We start from the raw sequence: 12,736 nt of genomic DNA, 5'->3' as shown, positions 1-12,736 counted from the left end.
CTTCAGATCTCCAGCGGGGTGACGCCCATGAAGGCACCGAGGAGGCCCAGCTGGGCGAAGGCCATCTGCGCGCCGGTCTGGACCGGACAGCCGCGTTCCCGCGCCTTGTGCAGCAGCGGGGTGATTTCCGGTGAGGTGACCACGTCAGCTACCAGCGTGGCCGCCTTCAGGGTTTCCAGCAGTGCCTCCGGCAGCGGCAGTTCGCCGCTGTTGCCCATGCCGACAGGGGAGGCATTGACGACCAGGTCGAAGCCCTCCAGCGAGCCGTAGCGCGTGGCGATTTCCAGTTCCGGGAAGGCAGTGCCGAGCACTTCACCCAGCGCCCCGACGCGTTCGGCGCTGGGGTCGCCGAGGGTAATGCTGGCAATGCCCGCTTCGCCCAGTGCATAGGCAATCGCACTGCCGACCCCGCCGCAGCCCACCACCAGCGCACGCTTGCCGCAAGCCTCGAAGCCATGTTGGCGAGCGGCGCCGAGGAAGCCCGCGCCATCGACGTTGTCGCCCAGCAGGCGGCCGTCGCGCTCGCGGCGGATCACGTTGACCGAGCCCAGTGCCTTGGCGCGTTCGCTGAGTCCGTCCAGTTGTGTGGCCAGGACCTGCTTGTAGGGCACCGTAACCACGCAGCCGCGCAGGTTGCGCCAACCACGCAAGTGGTCGACGAAGGCGCCCAGCGCCGTTTCCTGCAGGTCGATGGGAACCATCGCCAGGTCGCGGGCGTTGTTGGCGAACCAGGTGTTGAAGTTTTCCGGCGACTTCACCTGGGCGATAGGCGAACCGACGATGGCGACCAGTTCTGTCGAACCTCGGATCATGCTGACCTCCGTTATGGCTGTTGTTGTGGAAGCCAGCTTGGTGCGGCGCAGTGTCATCGACAATGCGCTTATTGGGCATTCAATGCGATAATCGCAGCTATCAAGCGGTAATCGCATTAGATGCCACTTTCCAAGAGTCGATTTCATGCCCCAGCCCGAGATCCACCCCCGCGACCTGATCGCCGGCCTGCAAAAAGGCCTGGCGCTGATGCAACTGTTCAGTGCCGAGCAACCACGCCTGAGCGTGCCCCAGGCGGCCAGGCTGTCCGGTCTGACCCCCAGTGCCGCACGGCGCTTTCTGCTGACGCTGGTGCACGAAGGCTTTGCCGAGACCGACAACCGCCATTACTGGCTGACGCCCAAGGCCCTGCGCATCGGCCAGGCCTATGTCGATTCGGCGCAGTTGCCGCGCATGCTGCGGCCGATCGTCGAGCAGGTGGCACGGCAGACCCAGGAGCATGTGTCGGTGGGCAGCCGTGATGGCGACGAGATCATTCACCTGGTGCGCAGCCGCTACAGCCACATTGCGTCGTTGTCGATCCGCCCTGGGTCGCGGATGCCGATGTATTGCACGGCAAGCGGCCGGGTCTGGCTGGCGTGGCTGGAGGAGGGGCAGCGGGAGGAGTACTTCGCGCACAACGCGCTGAGTGCGCTGACGCCCTATACCCAGACCGACAGGGCGCAGTTAATGGCAGAGTTGCAGCGGGTGAGGGCGCAGGGCTACAGCATCGTCGATCAGGAATACGAAATCGGCATGCGCGTGTTGGGTGTGCCGCTGCTAAACCGCAGCGGCCAGTTGAAGGCGACCTTGACCATCACCACCCATGCTTCGCGGTTGAGCATCGATGAGATGCGCCTGCGCTATCTGGCGACACTGTATGAGGCGCAGGCGCTACTCAAGCCAGTGCTGGATTGACGCTGAGCTGCGGCCGTTCCGGTCAGGCCGAGCGCTCGAAACGATAAGGGCTGCGGTCGATCAGCCAGGGCCAGGTCCTTGAAGAAATACTTGCCCAGGCTGATCTGCAGGAAGTCGCGCTGGGCGCGCTGCTGCGACAAGTAGCGGCTGCCTATTCTTTGCGGGTAGTTGCACCCGGCATCGTTCGCTGGGCATCATCAACGTCTCTCAACCATGCAAGGAATGCCGACATGCCTGCCTATGTTGTTGCGCAGAACGAATTGCTTGTAGGGGACGGCCTTGTTGTTGAAGCGCCGGCCGGGGAAGGGCCGTACGCCGTGGTGTTCGAGGACGACGAGGAAACCGGCTATTTCTACGCCCTGGATTCCTCCGGCGGCGGCAACCCGATCCAGAATGCGCTGCACATCTACGACGTGGAGAGCATCGCCGACCGCGACAAGCCCTCGACGGTCAAGATTGCCTGGTCCGAGGACCACCGCAAGGCGCTGCTGCTGATCAACGACTACCCCCATGCGGTCTTCGACTTTGAAGCCAAACAGGGGCATTGCCGTACCGGGTTCCCGTTGCCGATGGACAATGGCTGGTCGCACGCGGGCCATGAGTGGGATGACAGCACACTGCGGCATTTTGCCTGAGATGTTCGATCTTGGCGGAATATCAGGGCATATCGCGAGCGCTGGGAGACGATGTCCAGCAGCTGCGCCAGGCGCTGGCTGAGCTTGATCTCGCGCGGTAGTGGGTGGGCCGCCGATACGGGGTCACGAGCAGAGTGACACATGTGAAGCCAGGGGCCGTTGTGCGGCCCCTTTTTTGCCCATCACTTGGTGATGGGAGCAGTCACGCTTTGCCTGTTGCCGACTCCACGGTGATTGCTGCCGGCGTGATCGGACCACTGCCGGTGGTGGAGCCTGGCGAGGGTCAGATCAAGCCTTCGGCCTGCAGGGTTTTCTGCACGGCCGGGCGGCTGGCGACGCGTTTCTGGAACGCCACCACCGTTGGCCAGGGTGAAAGGTCAATGCCCAGCATTGGCGCCCAGTTCACGATGGTAAACAGGTAGGCATCGGCCACGCTGAAGTGCTTGCCGGTCAGGAAGTCGTTGCCTTGCAACGCCTTGTCCACGAAGCCCAGGCGTTTGCCCAAGGTCTCGATGGTCTTGCTCTTGGCTTCTGCGCTGATGCTTGGGTTGAACAAGGCGGCGAGGGTCTTGTGCACCTCGGTGCCAATGAAATTCAGCCATTCCTGTACCCGCGCGCGTTCCAGCGAGCCTGCAGGGGGCAGCAAATTGGCCTGGGGTTTCTGGTCGGCAAGGTATTGGATGATGGCCGGGCCCTCGGTGAGGACTTCGCCGTTATCCAGTTGCAGGGCGGGAACATAGCCCTTGCCATTGATCGTGTAGAAATCCGTACCGCTGGCCGTCTTGTGCTGTTTGAGGTCGACTTTTTCGACGGTGTAGGGCAGGTCCAGTTCGTTGAGGACGATGTGCGGCGAGAGCGAACAGGCACCTGGCGAGTAAAAGAGCTTCATTTTCTTCTCCCATTCGAGTGGGTCAGTCGTGCGAAGGCTGGCGAGGTGAGGCACTGTGCAGCGCACTGGTTATGACACCAAAGCAGGATTTCACGCAAGTCTCTGGCTGTGGGTCAAAGCCTGAATTTACCCACCAGCACTTGCAGGTCCGCGCCCGTGGCAAGTGATGCAGCGGGGTCGCAGCACAGGCTGCGACCCATCGCCAACGATCACCTCCCGTCAGCCAGTCTGTGCTGCCAGGCTGTTGCTGACATTACGCCCCAGCACCAGCACCGTGACAAAGCCGCAGCCCACCAGCGCCGTGGCCAGGCTCAACAGCACCGAGCTGCCCAGCTGGTCGACGATACGCCCACCGAAGAACGAACCCAGGGCGATGATCACCTGGAACATGGCCACGAACAGCGGCATGCCGCGCTCGACATCCTTGGGTGCCACGACGAACATCCAGATGCTGGAGCAGGCCGGGAACGCGCCGAAGGCGAAGCCCCACAGTGCGATCAGCATCGCCGCGCCGGTCAGGCCGGTGGCGAAGTAGGGGAACAGCGCAGTGCTGACGCCGATCATCACCGCTACCAGCATCAGCGTGTGGCGTACGCTCTGGTTGGCGGCGTAGCCGGCGAACAGGTTGCCGATCACCCCGGCCACGCCATAGAGCAGCAACAGCGAGCCGATGGTGGGCCCGTCGAAGCCGGAACTTTGCTTGAAGAACGGCGCGACGTAGGTATACGCGGCAAAGTGCGCCAGGCCAATCAGCAGCACGGCGATCAAGCCAACCCGAGCTTGCGGGTTGATGAACAGCGCCGGCAGGTCACTGACGCGAATGGCCTTGTCCGGGTTGAGTCGCGGCAACAAGAGCAGCTGCGCCAGCAGTACCGGCACGCCGACCAGCGCGGTGGCCAGGAAGGTCATGCGCCAGCCCATCAGGCCGCTCAGCCAGGTACCCACGGGCACGCCCAGCACGGTGGCCAGGGTGACGCCGGCCATGATGATCGAGGTGGCCCGGGCCACGCTCACGCCCTTGGGCGCCAAACGGCCGCTGAGCGCAATGGCAGTGGCCCAGAAGCCGCCGATGCTGATGCCCAGCAGGACACGACCGAACAGCAGCAGGCTGAAGTCGCTGGCATAGGCCACCACCGCGTTGGCGATGATCATGATCAGTGTCAGGCCGATCAGCAGGTAGCGCCGGTCCATGGCGCCAATGCCCACCGACAGCAGCGGCGCGGCGAGGGCCGCCATGATACCGGGCAGGGTCACCATCAGTCCGGCATGGCCGGCGCTGATGCCCAGGTCGCTGGCCACATCGTTGAGCACGCCCACCGGGAGAAACTCGCTGGTGACCAGGGCGAAGGCACCCACGGCGACCGAGAGAATCGCCAGCCACTGCTGCCTGACGCTCTGTTGATCATGTTCGGGACGGCCGTGAGAGGCCTGACTGACGCTTGGCATGTTCCTGATTCCAAGGTGAGGTCGCCTGTTGCAGGCGAAGGGGGAGGGAAAATTGAAGGCGATTATAAAGGCCGGTTTCGCCAACCTGGCAGGCGAGCCGCTCGATAGTCATCATCAGCGCTATCGATAGGAAGCGCCGGCCAGAGGGCTGCGCCGGCTTGTATCACAGCGTATCCAGGGGTGATACAGATACGCTTTGAGTTGATTGGCCAGGGATCGTGACACAAGCCAGGTACTTTCCAGTCTTTTAATGGGCTCCATCGAAGCGAGGCAGTAACGCCTCGGTTCAAACACCCCATTGAAGCCCGGAGAGCCCCACCATGAACCGCAAAGCCGTCTACGCCGCCTGCCTGTTCGCCGCACTCAACGTCTGCACCCTGGCCGCCCGCGCCGAAGCTGCCGACAATGTCCGCACCTACACCTATGGCACCCAGCTGGACATCAACAAAGTGTTGTCAACCAGCCAGGACGCTGCGCCGACTTGCGGGGTGGTCAATGCCAAGCTTACCTACCTCGACTCCCACGACCAGACCCAGGTGCTGAACTACCGCACCTTCGGCGACCACTGCATCGGTGAGAACTGAAGCGGGCACTGCCCTGGCCCCGACAGAGGAGTCCTGCCATGAACTGGTAAGCACGACAGCCCGATTGCATGCCCGGCAGGCGCGAAACGGTCTTTACTGTTGAAGCGGAAACCACCGCGCCTGGCGCTCCCAGCCACATTTTCCATGAGAGAAGCAAGATGCTCCTACATCGATCGACCTGGGTTGAAACGGAACGATTCCTCCAGCGCAGCCGGACCATCGTCATTCCCATCGGCTCCAACGAGCAGCACGGGCCGACAGGGCTGCTCGGCACCGACTGGATGTGCCCGGAAATCATCGCCTTCGAAGCGCAGAAGAAGGCGGATATCCTGGTCGCGCCAACCTTCAACATCGGCATGGCCCAGCACCATCTTGGCTTCCCTGGCACCCTCTCGCTCAGGCCATCGACTTTCATCGCCGCGATCACTGACTGGGTTCGCTCACTGGCGGTGCATGGCTTCGAGAAAATCCTCTTCCTGAATGGCCACGGCGGTAACGTGGCCTCGATCGAGGCAGCCTTTTCCGAGATCTATGCCGAAGCCAGCTTTGCCCGCCGCCCGGCAGGGTTTGCCTTGAAACTGATTAACTGGTGGGACCTGGAAGGGGTCGAGGCTCTGGCCAAGGAGCAGTTCCCGACCGGCCACGGCATCCATGCCACACCTTCGGAGATAGCCGTGACCCAGTGGGCCTATCCGGACTGCATCAAAACCGCCGACTATGCGCCGCAGATCGCCAACTGGGGCCCCATCCGCGAGGCCGTGGATTTCCGTGCGCGCCATCCGGGCGGGCGGATGGGCTCGGACCCGGCCCAGGCTTCGCCGGAGAAGGGCGGGCAGCTGGTCATGCTGGCGGCGCAGGGGTTGGTGAAAGCCGTGGAAGGGTTCGGCAGCGAAAGCAGGCCGGGATGATGCACCTCAACTCAAAGGCTTGCGTGGCGGTGGCTGCTCCACCGCTAGCAGGCCGATGGGAATCTACGTGTAACCTGTGGCAGCATTTGCCACGTGATGCTTGAGTATGGATGCGAAGAAAACCAACAAATCCGGCTACACCTACCAGGCGGTCTACCGCTATCTGCTCGACTTGATCGAAGCGGCACCCTCGGATATCGAGCAGCGCTTGCCATCTTTGCGCCAACTGGCCCAGCGATTGAACGTTTCAGTCTCCAGCACCCAGTATGCCTATTCACTGCTTGAGGACGAGGGGCGGGTGCATGCACGCCCCAAACTCGGCTATTTCACCCGGGCCAGCAGCACGCCCTTGCGCGCCGAGCGCTCGCCGAGCCTGCTGGACACTGTGTTCGCCAGTGCTCGTCAGCCCGGCATGCTGGCCCTTGCCAGCGATGCCCCGGCCATATTGCTGTCGCTGGAAAAACCGCTGTTGATGATCGAGCGCGAACTCACGCGTCAGTACCCGCGTTCCCATGCGCCGCTCTACCAACCCTTCGGCGAGATGGCTTTACGCAGCGCGCTGGCGGAACTCTATACCCGCTCGGCACACCGTTGCTGGCAGGCCGAGCATGTGTTCGTCGGCTCTGATCTGCGCAGTATCCTCGAACTGTCACTGCGTGCCCTGGATCTCGAAGGCAAGGTGGCATTGGTCGAATCGCCATGCAACTGGGCGGTGCTCAGGCAACTGCTCGCCGCACGCATGACCATCATCGAAGTGCCGTTGGCTGAGGATGGGCGCTTCGACCTGCAGCAGCTGCGCCAGGTACTGAACAGCGAACCGGTGCGCCTGGCGGTGTTGTCGTCGGCGACCAGCGTGCCGCAAGGCGGCCTGATGCCGGCCGCAGACAAGCAGCAGATCTGCCGCTGGCTGGCCGAGCATGATGTGTGGCTGTTCGAAAACGATGGCTACGGCGAGTTCTGCTTCCAGGCCGAGGCGCCACGCTACCGCGATTTCGCCGACCCGGACCGGTTGCTGGTGTTCTCCACCTTCGACAAGGTGATCGGTTCGGAGGCACCCTACGGCTACTTGCTCTGCCGACGTCATACCGAACAGTTGCAGCAGCTGTTTCTGGAGCGTGCTTTCCGCTTGTCGCCGATCCGCCAGAAGTCCATCGCCAAACTGTTCACTTCGCGTCGGTTCGAGCAGCATGTGCAGCGGCTGCGTGCCCTGTTGCGTGAGCGCATGATGCACATGAAGGCCTTGCTGGAAACCTATGGCCAAGGTTGCCTGCATATCCATGAGCCGCAGGGCGGGGCGAGTTTCTGGCTGGAAGCGACCCGCTCGGTGGACATGCGCCGGGTCTTCGAGCGGCTGTTGGCGCAGCGTATCGTAATCGCGCCTGGGGAGGTCTTCAGCCAACGTGGCCTTTGGCGCAGTCACTTGCGCCTGTGCTACACGCTGGACTGGAGCAAAGACATTCCCCAGGCGCTGCAATGCCTGGTCAGGGCGATCCAGGACGAGGCCATTCAGGACAAGGCTCAGACGCCATAGCAGTGGCGCATTTCAGGGAAGGTCCCGTCGCGCACTTCGTCACCGAAGCGGGTACACGCCTCGCGGATCACCTGGGCCACGTCGGCATAAGGCTTTACGAAGCGGGGTACATGATCGCCACCCAACCCTAGCAGGTCCTCGGTGACCAGTACCTGGCCATCGCAAGCCGGTGATGCACCGATGCCGATGGTAGGCTTGTCGGTGGCGTCGGTAATCGCCCTGGCAACCGGTTCCGCGACCCCCTCCAGCAGCAGGCTGAAGGCTCCGGCCTGCAGGTTGGCCTGGGCATCGGCGCGCAATGCCGCGCCGCTGTCAGGGCATAGCCCCTGGGCCTTGTAGCCACCCATGACATTGACGAACTGGGGCATCAGGCCGATGTGTGCCATGACCGGTATGCCGCGCGCGACGAGAAATTCCACGGTACTGGCCAAGGCCTGATTGGCCTCCAGCTTGACGGCGTCACAGCCGGTGCTGGCGAGTACCTGGGCGCAATTGCGAAAAGCCTGTTCATGGGATTCCTGGTAGCTGCCGAACGGCATGTCGGCAATTACGCAGGCCAGCCGCGTGCTGTCGACCACCGCCCGGGTGTGGGCGATGGTTTCGTCCAGGCGCATGCCAAGGGTGGAGGGGCGGCCGTAGCCGACCATTGCGGTGGAGTCACCGACCAGGATGAAATCGACCAAGGGGTCGATCACCTTGGCGATCGCGCTGGAGTATGCCGTCAGCGAAACGATCTTTTGCCGGCCTTTCATGGCGACCAGCTGTGGGACCGTCAGTCGTCTCTTGCGGATAGGCGTGCTCATCAGTGTCTCGTCTCGACAGGTGGCCAAAGGTGTCCTGATTATCGAGCCGTGTAATGCAAACTCAATGTACAGATTTCACCTGAAAACCGGCACAGACGTTTTTCCACGATGCGTGCTGCCGGCTTACTCCAGTGCCTCGGCCACCCCCTGATCCTCACCCAGGAACCCACCGCTCTGGTGCTGCCACAGCCGCGCATAGGTACCGTTCTTCGCCAGTAACTCACTGTGAGTACCTTGCTCGATGATGCGCCCTTCATCCATGACGATCAGCCGGTCCATGGCAGCGATGGTGGACAGCCGGTGGGCGATGGCGATCACGGTCTTGCCCTGCATCATCTCGTCGAGGCTTTCCTGGATGGCGACCTCGACTTCCGAGTCCAGGGCACTGGTGGCCTCGTCCAGCAGCAGGATCGGGGCGTTCTTGAGCATTACCCGGGCGATGGCGATGCGTTGCCGCTGGCCGCCGGAGAGCTTGATGCCGCGCTCGCCGACCAGGGTGTCGTAACCGCTGTGGCCGTCACGGTCGCTGAGCTGGCGAATGAAACCATCGGCCTGGGCGTTGGCAGCGGCGCGCTGGATTTGTGCATCGCTCGCTTCAGGGCGGCCGTAGGCGATGTTGTCGCGGATCGAGCGGTGCAGCAGCGAGGTGTCCTGGGTGACCATGCCGATGGCGCTGCGCAGGCTGTCCTGGGTGACACGGGCAATGTTCTGCCCGTCGATGCGGATCTCGCCGCTGTCCACGTCGTAGAAGCGCAGCAGCAGGTTGATCAAGGTCGACTTGCCTGCGCCGGAACGGCCCACCAGGCCGACCTTTTCGCCTGCACGGATGTTCAGGCTCAGGCCGTCGAGCACCTGGCGCTCGCCGTTGTAGTTGAAGCGCACGTTGTCGAAGGTCACCGCGCCGCCGCGGGTTTCCAGCACGCCGGCATTCGGCACGTCCTGCACCTTGGGCCCGCGGGTGAGGGTGGCCATGCCGTCCTGTACGGTGCCGATGTTCTCGAACAGCGAGGTCATCTGCCACATGATCCAGTGCGACATGCCGTTGATGCGCAGGGCCATGGCCGTGATCGCCGCCACCGCACCGGTACCGACCTGGCCCTGGTGCCACAGCCACAAGGCGTAGCCGCCAGCGCCGAAAATCAGCCCGACCACCAGCGCCTGGTTGACGACCTCGAACTGGCTGACCAGGCGCATCTGGCGGAACCCGGTCTGCTTGAAGTCCTCCATGGCCGCCCGGGCGAAGTGCGCCTCGCGCTTGGAGTGGGAAAACAGCTTCACGGTGGTGATGTTGGTGTAGGCATCGGACACCCGGCCGGTCATCGACGAGCGCGCATGGGCCTGTTCCTGGCCGACCTTGCCCAGGCGCGGCACGAAATACAGCATGGCCAGGCCGAACAGCAGCAGCCAGGCAATGAACGGCAGCATCAGCTTGGTGGCAAAGCCACCGGCCAGGGCGATGATAGCGATGAAGTACACACCGATGCCCGGGACGATCTCGATCACCGTGAATAGCACCTCGCGCACAGCCAGCGCGGTCTGCATCACCTTGGTGGTGACCCGGCCGGAGAACTCGTCGGAGAAGAACGACAGGCTCTGGCGTAACATCAGCCGGTGAAAGTCCCAGCGCAGGCGCAGCGGCAGGTTGATCGCCAGCACCTGGTGCTGCATCAGCGTGCGCAGAGCCACCAGCACGATGCTGGCGATCAGCAGCAGGCCGACGCCCCACAGCACACGGCTTTCTTCCGGGCTCACGCCACCGCCGGCCTGCCAGTTGGAGAGCAGGTCCACTACTTGGCCGAGGAAGGAGAACAACCAGGCCTCGTAGATCGATACGCCGGCACTGAACAGCGCCAGCGCCAGGATATACCCGCGTGCGCCGCGGGTGCAGGCCCACAGGAAACGCAGCAGGCCGACCGGGGGCGGCGGTACCTCGTCGGGCGGGAAGGGGTCGAGCCAGCGTTCAAAGGTACGGAACATGAGGGTCTCCGGGGGTTACTCGGTAGCAATAACCATACAGCACTGGGGCCACCAAGTGCCTGTCGAGCGTTTTGCAGCGCCTATGAGATCGAGCGCCGCGCGGGCGGCGCTCGATCTCATAGGCGCTGAACCTCCCGAGGCGAACACCCCCAAAAACCCCATGCCCCTGATTTTTTACGCTCTTTTTACGACTGAACCGTCGCCCTGCAAGGATACTCACCGCGCGATGCTCAGGGATGGCATGCATATCCAACCGCCAGTCCAGAGAAGCCCTTTCGTGAGCCAGTCCGCCGTCGCAGCAAACTCATCTCAACCCAGCAAGTCCAGCGCCATCGGCATGCTCGTCGCCGCAGTCGGCGTGGTCTATGGCGACATCGGCACCAGCCCGCTGTACACCCTCAAGGAAGTCTTCGCCGGGCACTACGGCGTGCAGGCCAACAGCGCCGGTGTGCTCGGTGTGCTGTCGCTGGTGTTCTGGTCGTTACTGTGGGTGGTGTCGCTCAAGTACGTGCTGTTCATCCTGCGCGCCGACAACCAGGGCGAGGGCGGCATCATGGCCCTGACGGCATTGGCACACCGAGCCGCAGCGCCCTACAAGCGCTTGAGCAAGGTGCTGGTGCTGCTGGGGCTGTTCGGCGCCGCGCTGTTCTACGGCGACAGCATGATCACCCCGGCGGTGTCGGTGCTGTCGGCCGTGGAGGGACTGCAACTGGCCTTCGACGGCATCGAGCACTGGGTCGTGCCGCTGGCGGTACTGCTGCTGGTGGCGCTGTTCCTGATCCAGAAGCACGGCACCGCACGCATCGGCATTCTGTTCGGGCCGATCATGGTGCTGTGGTTCGTCGTGCTCGGCGCGTTGGGCATCCACGGCATCGTGCAGCGCCCGGAGGTGCTGCAGGCGCTCAACCCGGCCTGGGCGGTGAAGTTCTTCGTGCTGCACCCGGGCATGGGCGTGGCCATTCTCGGCGCGGTGGTGCTGGCGCTGACCGGCGCCGAGGCGCTGTATGCCGACATGGGGCACTTCGGCCGCAAGCCCATCGCTCGGGCCTGGTTCCTGCTGGTGCTGCCGGGGTTGGTGCTGAACTACTTCGGCCAAGGCGCGCTGATCCTCGGCAACCCGCAGGCGGTGCGCAACCCGTTCTACCTGCTGGCGCCCGATTGGGCCCTGCTTCCGATGGTCGGGCTGGCCACCCTGGCCACGATCATTGCCTCCCAGGCGGTGATTTCCGGTGCCTTCTCCCTGACCCGCCAGGCTATCCAGCTGGGCTATGTGCCGCGTATGTTCATCCAGCACACCTCCAGCGAGGAGCAGGGGCAGGTCTATATCGGCATGGTGAACTGGGCGCTGATGGTCGGGGTGGTGCTGCTGGTGGTCGGCTTCGAGTCGTCCGGGGCATTGGCGGCGGCCTATGGCGTGGCTGTGACCGGCACCATGCTGATCACCACGCTGCTGGCGTCGGCGGTGGTGTTGTTGCTGTGGAAGGCACCACGCTGGCTGGCGGTGCCGATGTTGCTGGCCTTCCTGCTGGTGGACAGCCTGTATTTCGCCGCCAATGCGCCGAAGATCTTCCAGGGCGGTGCATTCCCGGTGATCGCCGGGGTGGCGCTGTTCGTGCTGATGACCACCTGGAAGCGCGGTCGCACGATCATCGTCGAGCGGCTGGACGAGAGTTCGTTGCCGCTGGAACTGTTCATCGCCAGCCTGCAGGCCCAGCCGCCGCACCGGGTGAGTGGCACCGCTGTGTTCCTCTCCGCGCGGCCAGAGGCGGTGCCCCATGCGCTGCTGCACAACCTGTTGCACAATCAGGTGCTGCATGAGCAAGTTGTGTTGCTGACCGTGGTGTTCGAAGACGAGCCGCGAGTCAGCGTCGCCAGGCGCTGCGAGGTCGAGGCCTTTGGTGATGGTTTCTTCCGTGTCTGCCTGCACTTTGGCTTCATTGAGGAACCCGACGTGCCCTTGGCGCTGAGCCGCTGCCAGCGGGCAGGCCTGGACTTCGGCCCCATGCGCACCACCTATTTCCTCAGCCGTGAAACGGTCATTGCCGGCAAGCAGCAGGGCATGGCGCGCTGGCGTGAGCACCTGTTCGCGTTCCTGCTGAAGAATGCCAACAGCACCCTCAGGTACTTCAAGCTGCCGTTGAACAGAGTGATCGAGCTCGGGACCCAAGTGGAGATGTGAGGCCCCTGCTGTGCCACCGGGAGCGAAAATTCAGTATGAGTTGCCTTGATGCTTTC

General features: G+C 63.4%; 11 protein-coding genes. 6 read left to right on the top strand and 5 right to left on the bottom strand.

From position 1 onward, the window contains the following. Nucleotides 1-2: 2 nt before the first annotated feature. The gene (locus tag ACOKS3_RS16975; RefSeq protein WP_103447826.1) at nt 3-812 is read right to left on the bottom strand and encodes a shikimate dehydrogenase family protein; all 810 of its coding nucleotides are present in this window, start codon (nt 810-812) and stop codon (nt 3-5) included. Between the two features lie 145 nt (nt 813-957). Between ACOKS3_RS16975 and ACOKS3_RS16970 the strand changes: the two genes are divergently transcribed. After that, complete coding sequence (locus ACOKS3_RS16970) at nt 958-1,728, top strand: IclR family transcriptional regulator domain-containing protein (RefSeq protein ID WP_103447825.1); 771 nt, start codon at nt 958-960, stop codon at nt 1,726-1,728. Between the two features lie 230 nt (nt 1,729-1,958). Continuing rightward, complete coding sequence (locus ACOKS3_RS16965) at nt 1,959-2,363, top strand: DUF2251 domain-containing protein (RefSeq protein WP_103447823.1); 405 nt, start codon at nt 1,959-1,961, stop codon at nt 2,361-2,363. A 283-nt stretch (nt 2,364-2,646) separates the two neighbouring features. On the opposite strand, the gene gstA is transcribed toward ACOKS3_RS16965, so the two are convergent. Both gstA and ACOKS3_RS16955 read right to left on the bottom strand, forming a co-directional pair. Continuing rightward, nucleotides 2,647-3,252, bottom strand: a complete 606-nt coding sequence (gstA, locus tag ACOKS3_RS16960) for a glutathione transferase GstA (RefSeq protein ID WP_103447822.1) — start codon at nt 3,250-3,252, stop codon at nt 2,647-2,649. A 219-nt stretch (nt 3,253-3,471) separates the two neighbouring features. Beyond that, complete coding sequence (locus ACOKS3_RS16955; RefSeq protein ID WP_422764087.1) at nt 3,472-4,698, bottom strand: MFS transporter; 1,227 nt, start codon at nt 4,696-4,698, stop codon at nt 3,472-3,474. Nucleotides 4,699-5,018: 320 nt separating this feature from the next. Here ACOKS3_RS16955 and ACOKS3_RS16950 point away from each other — a divergent pair, with 320 nt between their 5' ends. From ACOKS3_RS16950 to ACOKS3_RS16940, 3 genes are all read left to right on the top strand, one after another. Continuing rightward, nucleotides 5,019-5,282: a DUF2790 domain-containing protein gene (locus tag ACOKS3_RS16950; RefSeq protein WP_103447821.1), complete on the top strand. Its 264-nt coding sequence runs from the start codon at nt 5,019-5,021 to the stop codon at nt 5,280-5,282. 158 nt (nt 5,283-5,440) lie between these two features. Further along, a complete protein-coding gene (locus ACOKS3_RS16945) occupies nt 5,441-6,190 on the top strand; it encodes a creatininase family protein (protein WP_422764086.1) in 750 nt (249 codons plus the stop codon). 106 nt (nt 6,191-6,296) lie between these two features. Beyond that, nucleotides 6,297-7,721 carry an aminotransferase-like domain-containing protein gene (locus tag ACOKS3_RS16940; RefSeq protein WP_422764085.1) on the top strand — a complete coding sequence of 475 codons (1,425 nt, stop codon included), beginning with the start codon at nt 6,297-6,299 and terminating at the stop codon, nt 7,719-7,721. Here ACOKS3_RS16940 and panB read toward each other — a convergent pair. Both panB and ACOKS3_RS16930 read right to left on the bottom strand, forming a co-directional pair. After that, a complete protein-coding gene (panB, locus tag ACOKS3_RS16935; protein ID WP_103447818.1) occupies nt 7,709-8,524 on the bottom strand; it encodes a 3-methyl-2-oxobutanoate hydroxymethyltransferase in 816 nt (271 codons plus the stop codon). The two genes, ACOKS3_RS16940 and panB, sit on opposite strands and share 13 nt — an antisense overlap. A 123-nt stretch (nt 8,525-8,647) precedes the next feature. After that, the gene (locus tag ACOKS3_RS16930; RefSeq protein ID WP_422764084.1) at nt 8,648-10,501 is read right to left on the bottom strand and encodes an ABC transporter ATP-binding protein; all 1,854 of its coding nucleotides are present in this window, start codon (nt 10,499-10,501) and stop codon (nt 8,648-8,650) included. A gap of 337 nt (nt 10,502-10,838) precedes the next feature. Here ACOKS3_RS16930 and ACOKS3_RS16925 point away from each other — a divergent pair, with 337 nt between their 5' ends. Beyond that, nucleotides 10,839-12,680 carry a potassium transporter Kup gene (locus ACOKS3_RS16925; RefSeq protein ID WP_422764117.1) on the top strand — a complete coding sequence of 614 codons (1,842 nt, stop codon included), beginning with the start codon at nt 10,839-10,841 and terminating at the stop codon, nt 12,678-12,680. The last annotated feature ends 56 nt before the right edge of the window (nt 12,681-12,736 follow it).

Source organism: Pseudomonas sp. HS6-2 (genome assembly GCF_049325675.2).
Lineage (GTDB): Bacteria > Pseudomonadota > Gammaproteobacteria > Pseudomonadales > Pseudomonadaceae > Aquipseudomonas > Aquipseudomonas putida_N.
Note: the sequence above shows the minus strand (reverse complement) of the source record. Positions and strands in the feature narration are given on the sequence as shown.